18 protein-coding genes are annotated in these 17,284 nt (G+C 49.5%); 5 read left to right on the top strand and 13 right to left on the bottom strand.

The window, feature by feature from the left end; all coding sequences use genetic code 11:
• Positions 1–32: 32 nt before the first annotated feature.
• The 7 genes from polA to pepA all read right to left on the bottom strand — a co-directional run bounded on the left by polA (position 33) and on the right by pepA (position 8,081).
• Complete coding sequence (gene polA / locus BMX58_RS10475) at positions 33–2,684, bottom strand: DNA polymerase I (RefSeq protein ID WP_068621209.1); 2,652 nt, start codon at positions 2,682–2,684, stop codon at positions 33–35.
• Positions 2,685–2,705: 21 nt separating this feature from the next.
• Positions 2,706–3,251, bottom strand: coding sequence for a MaoC/PaaZ C-terminal domain-containing protein (locus BMX58_RS10470; RefSeq protein ID WP_068621207.1), 546 nt, complete (start codon positions 3,249–3,251; stop codon positions 2,706–2,708).
• A gap of 381 nt (positions 3,252–3,632) precedes the next feature.
• Positions 3,633–4,964 (bottom strand): UDP-N-acetylmuramate--L-alanine ligase, encoded by a 1,332-nt coding sequence (gene murC, locus BMX58_RS10465; protein WP_068621205.1) that lies wholly within the window; start codon positions 4,962–4,964, stop codon positions 3,633–3,635.
• 237 nt (positions 4,965–5,201) lie between these two features.
• Positions 5,202–5,906 (bottom strand): hypothetical protein, encoded by a 705-nt coding sequence (locus BMX58_RS10460; protein ID WP_068621203.1) that lies wholly within the window; start codon positions 5,904–5,906, stop codon positions 5,202–5,204.
• 101 nt (positions 5,907–6,007) lie between these two features.
• Positions 6,008–6,622 (bottom strand): YtpR family tRNA-binding protein, encoded by a 615-nt coding sequence (ytpR, locus tag BMX58_RS10455; protein WP_068621201.1) that lies wholly within the window; start codon positions 6,620–6,622, stop codon positions 6,008–6,010.
• Positions 6,623–6,831: 209 nt separating this feature from the next.
• The gene (locus BMX58_RS14940; protein ID WP_239420506.1) at positions 6,832–6,987 is read right to left on the bottom strand and encodes a thioredoxin family protein; all 156 of its coding nucleotides are present in this window, start codon (positions 6,985–6,987) and stop codon (positions 6,832–6,834) included.
• Between the two features lie 17 nt (positions 6,988–7,004).
• Entirely contained in the window at positions 7,005–8,081 is a 1,077-nt protein-coding gene (gene pepA, locus BMX58_RS10445; protein WP_068621294.1) for a glutamyl aminopeptidase, read from the bottom strand.
• 253 nt (positions 8,082–8,334) lie between these two features.
• Between pepA and BMX58_RS10440 the strand changes: the two genes are divergently transcribed.
• Positions 8,335–8,685 carry a PepSY domain-containing protein gene (locus BMX58_RS10440; protein WP_239420505.1) on the top strand — a complete coding sequence of 117 codons (351 nt, stop codon included), beginning with the start codon at positions 8,335–8,337 and terminating at the stop codon, positions 8,683–8,685.
• A 63-nt stretch (positions 8,686–8,748) separates the two neighbouring features.
• Here the strand turns inward: BMX58_RS10440 and trmB are convergent, their stop codons facing one another.
• The 4 genes from trmB to BMX58_RS10420 form a co-directional block, all read right to left on the bottom strand.
• A complete protein-coding gene (gene trmB, locus BMX58_RS10435) occupies positions 8,749–9,414 on the bottom strand; it encodes a tRNA (guanosine(46)-N7)-methyltransferase TrmB (protein WP_068621199.1) in 666 nt (221 codons plus the stop codon).
• Positions 9,415–9,484: 70 nt separating this feature from the next.
• Entirely contained in the window at positions 9,485–10,186 is a 702-nt protein-coding gene (locus BMX58_RS10430) for a phosphotransferase family protein (RefSeq protein WP_338061246.1), read from the bottom strand.
• 346 nt (positions 10,187–10,532) lie between these two features.
• Entirely contained in the window at positions 10,533–11,765 is a 1,233-nt protein-coding gene (locus BMX58_RS10425) for an ABC transporter permease (protein ID WP_068621195.1), read from the bottom strand.
• Positions 11,762–12,499: an ABC transporter ATP-binding protein gene (locus tag BMX58_RS10420; RefSeq protein ID WP_068621193.1), complete on the bottom strand. Its 738-nt coding sequence runs from the start codon at positions 12,497–12,499 to the stop codon at positions 11,762–11,764. Before BMX58_RS10420 ends, BMX58_RS10425 begins: the two co-directional genes overlap by 4 nt.
• Before the next feature lie 173 nt (positions 12,500–12,672).
• On the opposite strand from BMX58_RS10420, the gene BMX58_RS10415 reads away from it, so the two are divergent.
• Together BMX58_RS10415 and BMX58_RS10410 are read left to right on the top strand one after the other, a co-directional pair.
• The gene (locus BMX58_RS10415; RefSeq protein ID WP_068621191.1) at positions 12,673–13,107 is read left to right on the top strand and encodes an HIT family protein; all 435 of its coding nucleotides are present in this window, start codon (positions 12,673–12,675) and stop codon (positions 13,105–13,107) included.
• A 2-nt stretch (positions 13,108–13,109) separates the two neighbouring features.
• Complete coding sequence (locus BMX58_RS10410) at positions 13,110–13,490, top strand: YtxH domain-containing protein (RefSeq protein ID WP_068621189.1); 381 nt, start codon at positions 13,110–13,112, stop codon at positions 13,488–13,490.
• Positions 13,491–13,591: 101 nt separating this feature from the next.
• Here the strand turns inward: BMX58_RS10410 and BMX58_RS10405 are convergent, their stop codons facing one another.
• Positions 13,592–14,008 carry a MarR family winged helix-turn-helix transcriptional regulator gene (locus BMX58_RS10405; protein ID WP_068621187.1) on the bottom strand — a complete coding sequence of 139 codons (417 nt, stop codon included), beginning with the start codon at positions 14,006–14,008 and terminating at the stop codon, positions 13,592–13,594.
• 174 nt (positions 14,009–14,182) lie between these two features.
• On the opposite strand from BMX58_RS10405, the gene BMX58_RS10400 reads away from it, so the two are divergent.
• Positions 14,183–15,040 (top strand): aldo/keto reductase, encoded by an 858-nt coding sequence (locus tag BMX58_RS10400; protein WP_093088843.1) that lies wholly within the window; start codon positions 14,183–14,185, stop codon positions 15,038–15,040.
• A 232-nt stretch (positions 15,041–15,272) separates the two neighbouring features.
• Complete coding sequence (locus BMX58_RS10395; RefSeq protein ID WP_068621184.1) at positions 15,273–16,238, top strand: peptidylprolyl isomerase; 966 nt, start codon at positions 15,273–15,275, stop codon at positions 16,236–16,238.
• Positions 16,239–16,299: 61 nt separating this feature from the next.
• On the opposite strand, the gene BMX58_RS10390 is transcribed toward BMX58_RS10395, so the two are convergent.
• A complete protein-coding gene (locus tag BMX58_RS10390; RefSeq protein WP_068621182.1) occupies positions 16,300–17,268 on the bottom strand; it encodes a 3'-5' exoribonuclease YhaM family protein in 969 nt (322 codons plus the stop codon).
• Between the last annotated feature and the right edge of the window lie 16 nt (positions 17,269–17,284).

Below are 17,284 nucleotides of genomic sequence, written 5' to 3'. Positions count from 1 at the left end.
AATCCCCCTTTCTTTTGTCATTTTGTGGCTGTTTATTTTGCTTCATACCAGCTGTCGCCGAAGTTGCTGTCCACTTTGAGCGGCACAGCCAAGGAGACGGCGTGCTCCATGATTTCCGGAACAAGTTTCTCCAATACCGGAATTTCTTCTTCCGGGCATTCGAAGATCAGTTCATCGTGCACCTGCAGCAGCATATTGGCCTGCAGACCTTTTTCCTTAAGGACTTTATCCATCCGGACCATCGCGACTTTGATGATATCGGCAGCCGTGCCTTGGATCGGCGAATTGATCGCGGTCCGTTCCGCGAACGAGCGCAGATTGAAATTGCGGTTATGGATGTCGGGCAGGTAGCGGCGTCTGTGTAAAAGCGTCTCGACATAGCCGGTCTCTTTCGCTTCTTTGACGACGTCCTCCATGTACTGTTTCACTCCCGGATATTTGTCGAAATAGCGGTCAATGAATTCCTGAGCGGCTTTTCGCGTGATGTTCAGGTTTTGGGACAAACCGTAGTCGCTGATGCCGTAGACAACCCCGAAATTGACGGCCTTCGCTTGTCGGCGCAGATTGGCGGTGACGTCTTCCGGATGCTCTATGCCGAAAACGCGCATCGCAGTCGAAGTATGGATATCCTGGCCTTCCAGGAAGGCTTCGCGCAAATGCTCATCCCCGGAAATGTGCGCCAAGACACGCAATTCGATCTGTGAATAGTCGGATGCGAAAAGCTTCCAGCCCGCTTGTTGGGGAACAAAGGCTTGCCTGATTTTTCGGCCTTCCTCCATCCGGATCGGGATGTTCTGCAGGTTTGGATCGACGGAACTCAACCGGCCGGTCTGCGTCAATGTCTGTTGATAACGCGTATGGATCTTGCCGGTTTCCGGTTTGATGAATTTCAGGAGACCTTCCACGTAGGTCGATTGCAGCTTGGCCAACTGGCGGTAATTTAGGATATGCTCCACGATCGGCGCTTGCGCCTGCAGTTTTTCCAGCACGTCCACCGCCGTCGAATAGCCCGTTTTCGTCTTTTTGATGGCGGGCAAGCCCATCTTCTCGAACAGGATGACACCCAGCTGCTTCGGCGAGTTGATGTTGAACGCTTCCCCCGCTTCGGCATAGATGGTCTTCTCGATTTCAAGCAAACGGCCGGCGAATTCCTCTTTCATCGTCAGCAGACGCTGCGGTTCCACCTTGATCCCCTGGATTTCCATGTGCGCCAACACAAACGACAACGGCAGTTCCATTTCGTAATACAGATCTTTTTGCACATTGCTTTCCAGTTCAGAATTCAATTGGGCAAACAGTGCCTGGATCGCCTTAACTTTGCGCGCCAAATGATCATGGAGCACGGCGTCTTCGGGAACGGCAGTTTTGGCGCCTTTTCCGTAGATGGCCTCATCAAAGGAGACATCGTTGTAGCCATATTCCTGGGCGACTTGCGCCAGGTCTTTGCTGTTGTCCTTCGCATTCAGGATGTAGGAAGCCAGCAGGATATCAAAATCGATGCCCGCCAATGCGATGCCGGCATAATGCAGCATGACCATCGTCCGTTTGCCGTCGTAGACAATTTTCTTGGCTTCGGCATTTTCAGCCCATCCCTTGAAGGCGGCACTCGCCAATACCGTTTCCAATGAAGCCGTGTAGATTTCCTCATCCGTCCCCCAGCTGACTGCGAGGATTTTGCCCTCATGGTAGTTGTCTTCGAGCATCTCCACATACAGTGCCATCCGGTCCGTGAAATGATCGGGACCGATTTCGGTCAGCACTTCGAAATGGATATCCCCAAAAGATTCCGAGCGGTCTTCCGAAGCCACGCCCAGTCTGTCCAGGAAGCTGTTGAAATCCATTTCGCGATAGAAATCGGTCAGCTTGTCCATCTGCTTGCCTTCAACCGCAAGTTCATCGAGCGCCAATGTCACGGGCGAATCCAGATCGATCGTGGCCAACGTTTTGCTCATGAAGGCATTGTCTTTGTCATTGATGAGGTTCTCTTTCATCTTGCTTTTCTTCAGTTCATCGATATGCTCGTAAAGGTTTTCGATGGAGCCGTATTCGGTCAAGAGCTTCAAAGCGGTCTTCTCGCCGACTTTGGTGACGCCCGGATAATTATCCGACGAATCCCCCATCAGACCCTTCATGTCGATGATCTGTTTCGGTTCGATGCCGTATTCTTCACGGATGACGTCCGGGGTGTAGGATTTCAATTCCGAAACGCCTTTGACGGTGATATCGACCCGGATATTATCTGTCGTCAATTGGATCATATCCTTGTCGCCTGAAATGATGACGACTTCATAGCCGGCCTGATCGGCCAACCGCGAGTAGGTTCCGATGATGTCGTCCGCCTCATAATTGACCAGCTCGTATGTCTTCCCTCCGAAAGCATGGACCAACACGCCGAAATAAGGCCATTGTTCCGACAATTCCGAAGGCATGCTGGCACGGCCCCCTTTGTAATCGCCATAAAGGTCATTACGGAAAGTCGTTTTTCCTGAATCGAACGCCACCAACAGATGGGTAGGTTCCTCCGTCTGGAAAATGCGTTCCAATATGTTGTTGAAGGCATAAAGTGCATTCGTATGCAATCCATTTTTGTTGCGGAATCCATCCAGATTCGGCAATCCAAAAAAGGATCTGAACGCCACACTGCTGCCGTCCACCAATACTAGTTTTTTCTTTTTGTCAGTCATCTGTCAACATCCTAACTCTGCTTATTCTGATTCGCTTTCTGTCTTGGATGTGGGGTTTGCGCCCGTATCGACAGTTGCATCGTCTTCTTTTTGATCGTCCCCGATCATATTCTCTTCCTCATCAAAAACCAACTTGCGGGGCGTCTCCACAATCAATTCGGCATCCAAGACCCGTTCATTCTCCATATTTGTGCCGACGACACTGATGGTCACTTGTTCGCGGCGCTCATCCACGCGCTCCACTTCGAAGTTGAACGTGATCGTGCTGTTGTGGTAGATCGGTTCGATTACATTCAAAGAAACATCCACAATATGTGAACCAGGACCCGGTAAATGTTTGGAAACGTTGCTCGTCAAGATCCCCACCAACAAAACGGTTGGCACAATCGGCTTTTGGAACCGAGTCGTCTGCGAATAATCATGTTGAATATAGAGCGGATTCCCATCGTTCGTCAAACCAAGATACAGCAAAATATCTTTGTCTTCGATGATTTCCGTGACGGTCAACGAATCCCCCTCTTGAATTTCATCAATCGATTTCCCAAGCTTTATGTCTTTCAGACCCATTTTCACTTTTCCTTTCTTTGAACACATATATGTCTATCATATCAAAAACGCCCTTCCGATAAAAGCCGTTTAGCTCTCCGGTCCCATTTATTGGAAAAAGCCCAGGAAACAATCCCTGGGCTAATAGTGTGTGATGAATCCTGAGCTCAGCGTTAGGCACTCAAACGTCACAGTGCGACGTTTGAGGTCTTTGGCCTTCTAAGTACAGAGACCGTTGAGGCACTTTTTACTGAGGATTCAGAACCGTTCTAAATAAATGGGTGATGATTCGCGTTTAGATACCCGGTCGTTGGAGCAAACAGTGGATGGCCACCTCTTTTGTGGCCATCCACTGTTTGCGAAACGGGAGCGGTATCTGCGAATCAGAACCGTTCTACTGAATTAATTTTTTGTCGGTACACTGTGGCTCAAAAGTTCCTCATAGGCCATTTCGAATTTCTGAACATCCCCCGCACCCATGAAAATAGCGACTGCGTCATGGAACTGCAACAGCGGCGACATATTGTTGACGTTCAAAACCGTTGCGCCTTTTTCGATTTTATCGGCCAAATCACCGATCGAAACCTGGCCGTCCTTTTCGCGTGCGGAACCGAAGATGTCACAAAGGAAGACCTTGTCGGCCAATTCCAGCGACTCGGCGAACTCGCTCAAGAGGGCGACCGTACGAGTGAAAGTATGCGGTTGGAAAATCGCGATGATTTCCTTGGTTGGGTATTTCTGTCTGGCTGCATCCAACGTTGCGCGGATCTCTGACGGATGGTGCGCATAGTCATCGATGACGACCATATCGGAAATGATCTTCTCGCTGAAGCGGCGTTTGACACCCGAAAAAGTCTTCAGTTGCGCCGCGACTTTGTCTCTATCCAAACCTTCCAGCCAGCTGAATGTGATGATGGCCAAGGAATTCAGGATATTGTGCGTGCCGAATGACGGAATCTCAAAATGACCGAAGCTTTCGCCATTTATTTCCACGTCGAATTGACTGCCGTTTGTGTTTTTCGTGATATTTTTGGCGATGACATCATTGTCTTCACCAAAGCCATAGAATGTGACCGGATACTTGCCCTTTAATTCACGGACATAGGCATCTTCTCCGCAGGCGATGACACCCTTTTTCACTTGGGACGCAAACGTATCGAAGGCATTGTATACGTCATTGATGTCCTGATAGTAATCCGGATGATCGAAATCGATGTTCGTGATGATGGCATAGTCCGGTGAATACGCTAAGAAATGCCGTCTGTATTCGCAAGCTTCCAACACAAAGTACTCCGCGTCCTCCCGGCCGAAACCAGTGCCATCGCCGATCAGATAGCTTGTCGGAGCGATCCCGTCCAAAACGTGGGACAATAATCCGGTTGTGCTTGTCTTGCCGTGCGACCCGGTAATGGCCACACTCTTGTAGTTCTTGATCAGACCGCCGATAAAATCGTGGTAGCGGATAACCGGCAAGCCCAGTTCTATCGCTTTCGCGATCTCCTCATGCGAGTCAGGGAAAGCATTCCCTGCAATGACCGTCAGACCTGGCGCAATATTTGCTTCACTGAAGGGCATGATTTTGATGCCTGCATCATCCAAACCTTTTTGCGTGAAGAAATAGGTTTCGACATCCGATCCTTGTACACGGTAACCTTTCCCATGCAGGATCAATGCCAATGCACTCATCCCAGAACCTTTGATGCCGACAAAATGATAAATCGTTTCCGTTTCCATAATTACCTCCAAATGAATAAGGAAGGTTAGTCTTTCGGCTACCTTCTGATGTTTGTCTCTCAAACATTCGCTTAGGACCTGATGACATGCAGTCCAGCTGTTGAATTGCCATCAGTATAGCACGCACGGATTAAGAAAATACATGAAATTGTTTAAAAGATAGTTTCAAACATGTCAATCATTTCATTGCATCGTCAAACGCAGTGCATAAACCAGCCGAATATTGCAAATCAATAACTAAAAATACGAGGACCCAGCCGTTTCGGCAGTCTCGTCAGGCTCATGAACAAATTTTTCGGCAACATCGTAGGAGCGTTCCTGCTCCATGATTCCCAACAACGAGCGGTTCATCGCCCGTTTGGCTTTGCCTTCCAACGGCGACAGATCACTTTTTTCAATGCTGTCTTCCCCTTGGATCGCATTGCCGTCGACAGCTGATGCAAGCTCGAAAACAAGCAGATCCGAGCTGTTTTTCCTCAATGCTGCCGCAAGCGCGCGGTAGTCTATTTTCTTTTGCTTCAGATTGTCCCAGCCTTTCAACGGTTCCGGTATTTCGGTCAATTGGAAAGGCCTTCTGCTTTTGTACGAGGCGAAAGGATGCATGCCCAGCTCAGTGCGTCGCTCCTTCTGCTTCTCACCCTTCAGCCGCTTTTTCTCGGCTGCAAAAACGCCTTCCACAGGCTTCACAGCTTGATCCCTGAAAGAAACAAAAGCATCCTTGTTGTGGCGGATGAATGGGACTGTATCCATCGGTTGCAGCAAATCTTGCGAGATGTAGGCGGATGGTTGCGCAGAATCGCCTTTTTCTTCCAGGCTGCCATGCTCTTCATTCTCTTTTTTCAGGTAATTCGGAAAATCAAACTTATGTGTTGCAGGATGACTTCCTTCCGTTCCCGAACGATGGTCATGCCGAAAAAAACTTGGTCCATCATAGCGACTCATCCAGTCTGCTCCTCTCTTGTTCTGCTCCCGACACCCTTGTGCCCGGCATCAATGAAATTCCTTTATAATAGTACTTCTTTTTCAATCAAAATTCCATAGTGTTATTTGAAAAACGCTGCGCCTGTCGTATAACTGTCATCCAAGACCAGGATTCCCTTTTTGGGGCTGGCATTTTCCAGCTGCAATTCTTTCGCAGAACAGATCATGCCTTGGCTGGCAACGCCGCGCAATTCACCCGGCCAGATGATCAGACCGTTGGGCATGACGGCGCCCGGTTTGGCTACGACGACGCGTTGCCCTTTTTTGATGTTCGCCGCTCCGCAAACGATCTGCAGCACTTCGCCGTTGTCCACTTCCGTTTGCGTTACGGAGAGATGATCGGAATCTTCATGCGGCACACATTCCTTGACGTAGCCCACGACAAATTTAGGCGAACGATCGACGACGACCGCATCGCTGAAACCTGCCGCTTGGATCAATTCATTGACTTTGGCGACCTCTTCATCGGATAACAGCACTTGGCCGTTTGCATCCATTGGCAACGATTCGGAAATCGAAAAAAGGTTGTATCCCATCGTTTCATCCGTGCGGTTGTTGAAAATGCGCGTCACATTGCCTTTTGATTCGCAAGCTTGTTCCTGGCGGACGGCGATATCCCCTTTCGTCAACATCAATGTATCCCCGACTGCTTCACGATTATAAAAACTTAACCACATATTCTGTTTGCCCCTTTTTGCTTCTTCTGTATTTTTGTCCAAACGAAATAGTATCACAATTCTGCCAAAAAGGCTTCAATCTCTTTTTGGGTCTTCCGGTTGCGGGAAACGAAACGCCCCAGAAGCTGTCCTTTATCATAGGCGACAAAGCTCGGAATTCCAGAAATCTGCAAAGCTTCGCCCAACGCAGCGAAATCATCGCGATCTATTTAGACGAAACGAAAATCCGCGAACCGGTCCTCCACCTCGGGCATGAATGGGCGGATGTAATGGCAATCCGGGCACCAGCCTGTCATAAAGACGAACACCGTTTTTCCCGAATCACGCAACTCTTTGAATTGATCCAACTCTTTCAGCTTCTCCATAAGTCTCTTCCTCCTTACTAATTCATCGCCATGATGGTTTCATACGTGCTCTTGTCCAATGCTTTGATGACTTGCGCGACCATTTCCTTGGCAGCAGCATAATCATCGATATGGAACATCGTCTGATGCGTGTGGATGTAGCGGGCGCAGACGCCAATGACCGCGCTCGGCACCCCGTCATTCATGACATGGGCGGCACCGGCATCCGTTCCGCCTTTGGAAACGAAATATTGATACGGGATCGCGTGCGTCTCCGCCGTATCCAGCAGGAATTCGCGCATCCCCTTCAGCGTGATCATGCCGGGATCCTGGATCCGCAAAAGGAAGCCTTCGCCCAGGTGCCCGAACGTGTCCTTTGTGGTCGTCAGATCGTCCGCAGCGGAGCAGTCCACCGCGAAGAACAGATCAGGTTTGAATTTATGGACAGCTCCTTTCGTGCCGCGCAGGCCGACTTCTTCCTGGACGTTGGCGCCGGCAATCAATGTGTTCGGCAGCTTTTCATCCTTCAGTGCTTCCAGCGTTTCCAGAACGACCGTATTCCCATAGCGGTTGTCCCAGGCTTTTGCGATGATTTTCTTCTTGTTGGCGGTCCAAATCGTTTCGGTTTGCGGAACGATCGTATCGCCGGGACGGACTCCGAACGCAAGCGCCTCTTCTTTTGAATCGAAGCCGGCGTCGAACAGGATATCCGTGACTTTGACTTTATGGCCTTCGCTGGCCCCCCGCAACAAGTGTGGCGGAACGGAAGAAGAAATCACCGGAACATCGCCTTTAGAAGTCTGCAGTGTATAGCGTTGCGCCGAAACGACGTAAGCATTCCAGCCCCCCAACGGAACGACCCGGAAGAGCCCGCGATCCGTGATGCCGGCCACCATGAAGCCGACTTCATCCATGTGCGCCGCAACCATGATGCGCGGTGCCGATCCGTCCTCATGATCTCTGATCCCGAAAATGCCGCCCAAGCCATCCGTCTCGACGCGATCCACCAAAGGCGTCATTCTCTCGCGCATATAGTTGCGGATAGTGCGTTCGTTTCCGCTTGTTCCCTGCAATTCAGTCAATTCTTTGATCAATGCAAATGTTTTGTCTTCCATATTTGAATGGAGCAGCACGTATCCTCTGCTTTTGCCGCTCCCGATCCCCCTTTGTTGTCTGGCTATCCTTTCCATTATAGCGCAGCATCCTTGTCATAGCAACGATTCCATTCGTTCCGAAACAGCCTCCGGTTCCGCAAACGTTTCCTTCCTGCGGTCCGGGGCTGTGACATTTCCCTATTATTTTATGCGTATTATTGCTATACTGAAAGAAGAAAACAAGAAAGCGCATTACTTTGAGGAGGAACAGAAGATGAACTTTTTGGAAAAATGCATGTGCAAAAAACACAAAGAAGAAATCTTGGGCGGCATTTTGTTCGGAGCCGGACTTGTGCTTGGTTCAGTCGTGACGGCCCTTTGCTATGAACAGAAACGGACCGTGAACGGCGACAAAATCCTGGAAAACGTCAAGAAGATGTTCTTGGCTGAAGCTCCCATCGAAGGATCCTGGATCGAGCTGCACCCTGTCCCTCTCAGCCGTTTTTCTTCCAAGACGGATGTGTATTACGGGGGAATTTCCCGCAAAGAAGATGGCGTTTTGGTGCAATACGAATTCATCGCCGATGCCTATACAGGCACTATATTGGATCTTTATAAACTTTAAAAAAACCGAAAAAGCGAAGGAACAGAGCATCGCAGCTCCATTCCTTCGCTTTTGTTTTGGGTTTTATTTTTCTGGATCAACCGTTGCTTTTTTCGGAAAAGCTGCTTCGACGCGGTAGATGCGGTCTCCTCGGGAAGAGAACTTCGCTTCGTACTCCGTCATGATGTTCCCTTCAAAGTCGCTCTTGTGCAGATCCAACCAGACTTGTTTCAAAGTCATGCCGTACTGCGAGAAGCTCGCCAACGAATATTCAAACAAGCCCTGGTTGTCCGTCTTGAAATGGATTTCCCCGCCCGAGACCAGAATCTGCTCATAGTTGCGCAGGAATTTTTTGTAGGTCAAACGGCGTTTATCATGCTTGGATTTTGGCCAAGGATCGGAAAAGTTCAGATAGATGCGGTCCACTTCGCCCTCCGCAAAGAAATCCGCTACGTTTTCTCCGTCCGTATTCAGCAGTTGGACATTTGTCAGGCCCGCTTCAAGCATCTTATCCAGCGTCATGACCGCCACGCTCGTCTGACGTTCGATGCCGATGTAGTTCACTTCGGGATGCATACGGGCCATCTCCACGATGAACTGCCCTTTGCCGGAGCCGATTTCCACATGGATCGGTTGATCATTGCCGAAGCGCTCCCGCCATTTCCCTTTCCAATCTGCTGGTTCCATCACTACATATTGGGTGTTCTCAGCCAATTTTTCGGCAGCCCATGGTTTATTTCTTACGCGCATAATTCTCCTCTTTCTGATCTGTTTTTTCGAAAAAAGAAATCCTTTCCGTTCGTGTCGGACGAAGAGGATTTCATAGATAACTGTTGATGCGGTTCTGGTAAAGCTGCTTCAGCAATAGGATCAGCTGGTTCATTTCCTTATTGCGTTCCTGGGAATGGCTCTTTTTGATCATGCACAAGCACACCATCATGCTGTACCACTCCAACCGGCGCTCCATATTGTCATTCATCCGCAAACCATATTGGTGCAACCATGCTCCCCAATCTTCATAAGGAACGTATTGCACCAGCAAAGTGCTGATGTCGTAGAACGGATCGGCGATTTTGACCATCTCCCAATCCACCAGATACAGCCGGGCTTCCTCGTCCAACAGGAAATTTTTCCGGTTCACGTCTCCGTGGCAGACCGTCTTGTGCGAGTCATCGACACTGGCGATGCTGTTCTTCACGTATTCCGTCACCTGCTGCAGGACCGTATTTGAGTTCAGGTCATCGGGCAGGTCCGCTACATAAAGATTATAGAAATTGATCGGGTTGAAGACTTCCCCCTTCACCTTCTGAAGCATCTTCAGGAGATTTTCGGAATGATGGATCCGATGCAGGATATCACGCACCGGCTTCCCTTTCATCTCATCCGGATTCAGTTCCCTGCCGTTAAGCCATTCTTGAGCTGTCAGGACATCCCCATTGCCGACCCGTTTGGTCCAGATCAGGCGCGGCGTGATCCCCTCGACGGAAAGCGCAGCTAAGAAAGGTGAAGAGTTTCTTTTCAAAAAGACTCTTTCCTCGGCTCTGGTGCCCATATAAGCTTGTCCTGTGTCTCCTCCGATGGGATATAGCCGCCACCCTGAGTCCATTTTATAATCCATCGAGCTCATTCCTTACCCTGTCATTGATTTTGCTTTGTCCTGTTGAAAAGAAGGAGCCGGGACGAAAGCCCCAGCTATCTCGGTCTGCTCTTCTGTTCACACGCTACGTGCCCGCTTGGCGATGCAGATCAATTTGCTTCCGAAGCGCAAAGACACCCACTCGCATACAACTATCATTTTAGATTTCTTTACATATTCAGTCAAGAATATTCCATGTTCTTTCGGTGCCGAGGCGGGGATCCGCTGAGCCTCAGTGCAAGGCCGTATCCCTTTTTTGCGTGCGCCTGACCATGTAGAATCGGCTGAAAAACCAGATGAATCCGGCATTTAAGGCTAAGGCGGCCAATCCGCTTTGCCAGCCGTTATTGGCAAAAATGATTGCCGCAAAAAGGAGCCCCTCCGCTCCCAACAGGCTGCCAAGCAGCCGTTTAAAGCCGGCAAATTTTTCAGCCTGCCTGGCAGGATAAAGCCGGTACATCACATTCTCATTGAAATGGAAATATAACGGCAGCAATTGGAAACCTGTCAAATAAAGGAACAGCAGACTGAGGCCCAGAGAAAATTCGGCTGATGGCGTGAACAGAAGCAATACCGCCCCGATGCCCGCCAAACGGAAAAACAAGCCGCTGTAATCAGTCCCCCTGATAAACGCCCGAGCGAATAAATAGCGATAGGGATTGCTGTCGCCTCCCGCCAACCGCAACAAGGCGTCCAAATATTTTCTTCTTTTTGCCTTGCTCTGCACTTGGGGAACATCGGTAAACAGGTTGATGATCCGGTTTATCCGAGCTTTCCGTTGTTCTTCAGAGGCGATCATCCGCTCCCATTGATAGAGCGGATAGCGCGCCTCAAACGCCACTTGTACTTTTTTACGCAGAAACATAGTATACAGCGTTACAAGAACGGGCGCAACCCATGGATTGAAAAATATCGCGATACTGAACGAAAAAATCGCGGCCCCGAACAAGTAAAGGTTGTTTTTTCGCTGAACTTTCCTTTCGCCTATCTTCAGGCCCCATTCTTGCAGATCCAAATGGATGCTTTTCAACAGAATCAAGGTTGCATAAATGGGAAGGAAATCAATCGCTCCGATCGTTCTCCCTGCAAAAAGCATCGGCATCGCTGCGGCTGCCAAAAAGAACAAAAGCACGGACGGCAGGATCAGGCTGTATTTTTTCGCTTTCCTGAAATAGCTCCCCCATTCTTTTTCCTTCGCCAAAAGGAACACTTGATCGGCCGGTTCCAGGAAAGTGGCCAGTTTGCCGATGAAGATACTGCCGGAAAAGAGGATTACGATCAGCAGTTTTCCCAACAGGAAATCGGGGGTAATGGTTTTCACGAATTCGGAATATTGGTATGCCAATGCTCCCATCAGAAACAGGAGCACCAGGACGAAATGGTCGTTGAAGATGTACTTGCTGTAGCGGCTGAATTTCTTCAGATGCATGTGCTGCCTTTTTTTCCAGATGCTGTCCAGGTTCATGGGTGCGCCACTTCTTTCGTCAGGCTGATGTAAAGCTCATCAAGACTCGCTCCCGGCATCCCCATTTCGCGCTGCAAGTCCGCCAGCGTGCCCGTCACCTTGACTTCGCCATGATGGAGCAGGACGAAATTATCGCACTCTTTCTCGGCGGAGGCCAATACATGCGTAGACATCAAAATGGCTGCTCCCTGCGCTTTTTTCTCCCTGACCATCTCGAGGAAGGAGTGGATGCCCAGCGGATCCAGCCCCAGGAACGGTTCGTCGATGACGTATACCGGCACATCCAGCATGAATGCGCAAACGATCATCACTTTTTGTTTCATGCCCTTGGAAAAATAGGCCGGGAACCAGTCCAGTTTGTCCTCCAGGCGGAACTCCCGAATGTAGCGCATCGCCTTTTCCAAGGCGACTGTTTCCGCGATTCCGTAAGCCATCGCGGTGATCTCCAGATGCTCCCGTAAAGTGAGCTCCTCGTACAGCACCGGCGTTTCCGGGATAAAAGCGAAGGACTGGCGATAGCGTTCCGTGTCATCGCGCAACGTCCTGCCTGCGATCGCGATTTTGCCGCTGAAAGGCAGCATCAGTCCGATGATGTGCTTGATGGTCGTGCTCTTTCCCGCTCCGTTCAGCCCGATCAATCCGGTCAATTCGCCGGGTTTGACCTCAAAATTTATATTTTTGATGACAGGCAGCTGCGTATAGCCGCCCGTGACATTCTCAAGTAATAGTGACATTCGACCGTCCCTTTCGTATGCGTTTGTGCCTTACATTATAGCATAGCCCTGGCTTATCCCAAAAATCTTCCTGACAGGTCCGGCATTTCGACCTTGCGATATGAAAAGAAACGCAAATATGATAAAGTTAAGGCATAGAATAATCAGATTACGGACAGAAAGAGGTCAAGAATATGACAGATTGTATTTTTTGCAAAATCGCGAACCATGAAATCCCGAGCAACATCGTCTACGAAGATGATGTCGTCATCGCTTTTCTGGATTTATCCCAAGTCACAAAAGGGCATACGCTGTTGGTGCCCAAGAAACATGTCGCTGACATTTTTGAATTCGATGAGGAATTGGCGAAAGCAGTCTTTTCCCGCATCCCAAAAATCGCACGCGCAATCGAACGCTCCAGCGACGACATTTTGGGCTTGAACATCCTGAACAACAACCGTTCCATCGCTTACCAATCCGTTTTCCACTCGCATATCCACTTCTTGCCGCGCTATGAAGATTCGGATACGGATGGTTTCGGCTTGAAGTGGAAGACGCATGAAGGAAAATATTCGCAGGAAGAATTGGCAAAAGTGATTGCATCCATCAAAGAGAGTCTGGAGGACTAGATATGCGCTCATTCATGGAAGGATTATTATTCGGCACAGTAGTAGGTGGTCTGTTGGGATTGCTGAATGCTCCGCACAGCGGCAAGGAAAATCGCGAAAAGGCGAAAGCCTACCTTGCGGACAACACCCTGGCTGTCGAAGATCTGAACGAAAGCGTCCAAGGGTTGCGCAAAGCGATCCAATCGTTGACCAACGAAGGTCTGGCTTCCGTCAATGCCGTCTCGGAGGAAATCACAAGATCGATCGAAAGCTTCACGCAACAGGCCCAACCCAGGATCAACCGCATCAACGACAAGCTTGCCGTATTGACGGAAGATATCGAAAAAGCCACAGCAAACATGGAAACGCAGCCGCCCGCTGCGGCCGATAAGCCGAACCAATAGCCGAACCACAAAAAAAGACGCTCCAAAATGCGCACCGGACGACCGGTCATTAGGAGCGTCTTATTTTAGTTATAGGTGGGCACAGCCGAATCAAAAAATGGTTACTTATTTTGGTCATCGGCCTTTTCGATAAGTTTCTGTATCGGCATTTCCGAAAAAGACTCCGCAAGCACCTTCTCCACGGTCGCAGCCGCTGCCTCCAGCTTCGCCGCCCCTGTTTCCGTCAAGGAAGTATAGACGATCCGCCGATCTGCATCGCAGATGTTTCGCTCCAAAGCTCCGCACCCCTTTGCTTCAAACTTGCTGACCAATCTGGATACAGCGCTTTGGCTTAAGCCGACCTTCTCCTCCAGATCCTGGAGTTTCAGTTTCCGTTCCGGCTCTTGCGACAAGAAATAAAGGACATAGAACTCTTTCAAAGAAAGATTATGGTTCGTCTGCAGGCTTCTCTCCAATGCGGTCTCGACTTTCAGATGAAAATTGTTGATCTCCAGCCATCGGCAAAACGCAGAACTCATTTCACACCTCACAATGATTCCCCTTTTCCTTTCGATTCGTTGCTCTATGATATCAAACATTTGCATTTTGAGCAATCTGTCACGGTGCGGCGCGGATGATTTGCTTGCCCTGATCAGCTGTGTTACCCTGAAAGCATGCACACGCATATATCAAGCAAGATGGGAGTGTTCAATTTGGGAAACGAAATCACGAAGGTCACCTTCAGCAACGGCGTAACCATCCCGCAGCTCGGCTTGGGTGTTTTCAAGATGAAAGACGAAAACGAATTGAGTGAAGCGATCCGCGTTGCCTTGGAGGCGGGCTACCGTCACTTCGACACCGCAATGATTTACGAAAACGAAGCGTTTTTGGGGAAAGCCTTGAAAGAGAACGGCATTCCCCGGGAAGAGCTTTTCCTGACTTCAAAAGTCTGGAATTATGACCACGGCTACGAGGAAACCAAAGCCGCCTTCCAAGCCAGTCTGGACCGCTTGGGTACGGACTATCTCGACTTGTACCTGATCCACTGGGCTTCCGCCAACTACATCGAAACCTGGAAAGCGATGGAAGACCTCTACAACGAAGGCAAAATCAAAGCCATCGGAGTCTCCAATTTTCAGATCCATCACCTTGAGGATCTGATGGCGCACACGGAAATCATCCCGATGATCAATCAGGTCGAAACGCACCCCGCCTTTCCGCAGGATGAACTGCGCGCTTTCATGGCGCAGCATGCCATCGTCCACGAAGCTTGGGGTCCGCTGGGCCAAGGCAAAAATGACTTGTTGGCGCAACCGGTTTTGCTTGAACTTGCCGAAAAATACGGAAAAACACCGGCCCAGATCGTTTTGCGCTGGCACATCGAACGCGGCATCGTCGTCATTCCGAAGTCGGTGACCCCTAGCCGCATCCGGGAAAACCGCGCTATTTTCGACTTCGGCCTCACCACGGAGGACATGGGCAAGATCGCGACCCTCAACACCGGCGAAAGATTTTCCGGGCATCCCGACGACCAGGAATTCCTGAGCCGGACTTCGATCCGCCCCGCTTAAAACAATCCGGCAAAAAGAGGACTACGCTGTACCGATTACGGGCAGGGCAGTCTTTTTTTGTTCGATGTTGCGGTTTTTGCCCGCTTCCGGTTCGGGCCGCAGATATGAATTTTCTGAGAAGTTTGCTAGCGTTTTTAAGGAATATTTTCCATAATCCCGGCGTTTATGATATATTTATAACTGGTTATTCATGGGATTCATAAATAGAAATTAGATAGGAAGTGCCACATTCATGAAAAAGAAATTAGTATTGACGTCCGTCGCTTTCCTGACGGCCATCACGCTGGCGGGCTGCTCGACCAGCGAAACGGTCGCAACGACTCCGGCAGGCGATATCACAAAAGATGAATTATATGACGCGATGAAAGCATCAATCGGCGAAACTGTATTGCAACGCCTGATCTTGATCGACGTATTGAATGACGCAATCGGAAAAAATGAATTGGAAGCTGAGACGGAAGCTGAACTGTTGACGACCATCGAACAATACGGCGGCGAAGAAACATTCAACTATATCTTGTCACAATCCGGCTTCGCAAATAAAGACGAATACCAAGACGTGCTTTACTTGAACAAACTGATCGAAGCAGCCGTCAAACAGGAAACAACCTTCACGGACGAAGAAGTGGAAGCCTACTATGAAACTTACAAACCGCAAATCAATGTGCAGCATATTCTGGTTGCGGATGAGGCTACTGCTGTAGATCTGATCAACCAACTGAACGCAGGCGCGGACTTCGCGGAATTGGCCAAGGCCAACTCCACGGATACAGCTACTGCTGAAAATGGCGGAGAAACCGGCATGTTCGGCGCAGGCGACATGGTCCAGGAATTCGAGGATGCCGCTTATGCGCTTGAAGAAGGCGAAATCACGCAAACTCCGGTCGCTACCGAATACGGCTACCACGTCATCAAGATGATCGAGAAGACAGAAAAAGGAACATTGGAAGAAGAACGTGAAAACATCGAAAAATTGATGATGGACGAAAAACTTGCCGACAATGATTACTTGACTTCCGTCATGTCCAAAATTGTCCAGGCAGCAAATGTAGAAATCAAGGATGAAGACTTGGCAGCAGCAATCGACCAATTCTTGCCTGCTGAAGAAACAAGCTCATCGGCTGCGACTTCCGAAGCAGCCAGTTCAGAAGCAGCATCAGCAACATCAGAATCTGCCACTGCTGAATCAGCAAACTAGGATAGACAATACGAAACACGCAAGCTACCGGCATCAGCGCCTGGTAACTTGCGTGTTCTTGTTATTGGCCTTCTTCGGATGTTTGGGTGAAGAGCGGTTTATAAAAGCTGCGGTTCTCCAACCCAAAGATGCGTTCGCTGAACGTTCCCGGCGTCGTGCGCAACAATGCCGTATCGATCATATTGATGGAAGCATCCAAATTATCCAGATGATGGATGATTTCGGCTTCCAAAAGATGCGGCGTCACGGGTGATCCGAATTCTTGTTTGCCGTGGTGCGCCAAAACGATGTGTTTCAGCAGAATGACTTCCTCGCTGTCTTCGTCGATGTTGAGCGCCAGACAAGCTTTCGTGATTTCCTCATCGATCAATACAATGTGCCCGATCATATTCCCCTTCAGCGTATACTCGGTAGACATGCTGCCGCTCAATTCAATCGTTTTACCGATATCGTGAAGGATCACCCCTCCATACAGCAAAGATTTATTGACTGTAGGATAATGCTGGATGACCGTTTTTGCCAAGCGCAAAATCGAGACCGTATGGAATCCCAAGCCGCCGACGATCGCGTGGTGATGCCGTTTCGCAGCGGGATACTCGAAAAATTCGCGCTGATATTTTTTGAGGATAAAGCGGACGATCCGGTTGATAGGTGCACTCGTGATTTCAAAAAGGATCTGGCTGACTTCCTCCACCATCTCTTCCGATTTCAGCGGAGCGCGCTCCATATAAAGCTCCGGCCGGTTCGGCTCCCCTTCCCGTGCCACTCTTAGCTTGGTGATGCGCAGTTGGGGATTGTTCTGATAAAGCTCCCTTTTGCCGGTTACCGCCACGACTTGGCCAGCTTGGAATTGCCGGATGTCCTCCTCTTTTGCATCCCAATACTTGCCGTCGATTTGACCGCTGCGGTCCTGAAACGTAAAAGCGATGAATTTCTTTCCATTTTTTGCCAACCGGACGTCCGCGCTCTTGATCAGGACGTAAATTTCAAAATTATCATCGATTTCGTATTCATATATTTTTTTGGCCACGCCTATCAGCCCCTTT

Source organism: Trichococcus ilyis, from assembly GCF_900109135.1.
GTDB classification, from domain to species: Bacteria; Bacillota; Bacilli; order Lactobacillales; family Aerococcaceae; genus Trichococcus; species Trichococcus ilyis.
Note: the sequence above shows the minus strand (reverse complement) of the source record. Positions and strands in the feature narration are given on the sequence as shown.

Bases quoted from the DNA above. Each gene is read 5' to 3' on its own strand.
- polA (WP_068621209.1), bottom strand. From the start codon at position 2,684: ATGACTGACAAAAAGAAAAAACTAGTATTGGTGGACGGCAGCAGTGTG.
- BMX58_RS10470 (WP_068621207.1), bottom strand. From the start codon at position 3,251: ATGGGTCTGAAAGACATAAAGCTTGGGAAATCGATTGATGAAATTCAA.
- murC (WP_068621205.1), bottom strand. From the start codon at position 4,964: ATGGAAACGGAAACGATTTATCATTTTGTCGGCATCAAAGGTTCTGGG.
- BMX58_RS10460 (WP_068621203.1), bottom strand. From the start codon at position 5,906: ATGAGTCGCTATGATGGACCAAGTTTTTTTCGGCATGACCATCGTTCG.
- ytpR (WP_068621201.1), bottom strand. From the start codon at position 6,622: ATGTGGTTAAGTTTTTATAATCGTGAAGCAGTCGGGGATACATTGATG.
- BMX58_RS14940 (WP_239420506.1), bottom strand. From the start codon at position 6,987: ATGGAGAAGCTGAAAGAGTTGGATCAATTCAAAGAGTTGCGTGATTCG.
- pepA (WP_068621294.1), bottom strand. From the start codon at position 8,081: ATGGAAGACAAAACATTTGCATTGATCAAAGAATTGACTGAATTGCAG.
- BMX58_RS10440 (WP_239420505.1), top strand. From the start codon at position 8,335: ATGAACTTTTTGGAAAAATGCATGTGCAAAAAACACAAAGAAGAAATC.
- trmB (WP_068621199.1), bottom strand. From the start codon at position 9,414: ATGCGCGTAAGAAATAAACCATGGGCTGCCGAAAAATTGGCTGAGAAC.
- BMX58_RS10425 (WP_068621195.1), bottom strand. From the start codon at position 11,765: ATGAACCTGGACAGCATCTGGAAAAAAAGGCAGCACATGCATCTGAAG.
- BMX58_RS10420 (WP_068621193.1), bottom strand. From the start codon at position 12,499: ATGTCACTATTACTTGAGAATGTCACGGGCGGCTATACGCAGCTGCCT.
- BMX58_RS10415 (WP_068621191.1), top strand. From the start codon at position 12,673: ATGACAGATTGTATTTTTTGCAAAATCGCGAACCATGAAATCCCGAGC.
- BMX58_RS10410 (WP_068621189.1), top strand. From the start codon at position 13,110: ATGCGCTCATTCATGGAAGGATTATTATTCGGCACAGTAGTAGGTGGT.
- BMX58_RS10405 (WP_068621187.1), bottom strand. From the start codon at position 14,008: ATGAGTTCTGCGTTTTGCCGATGGCTGGAGATCAACAATTTTCATCTG.
- BMX58_RS10395 (WP_068621184.1), top strand. From the start codon at position 15,273: ATGAAAAAGAAATTAGTATTGACGTCCGTCGCTTTCCTGACGGCCATC.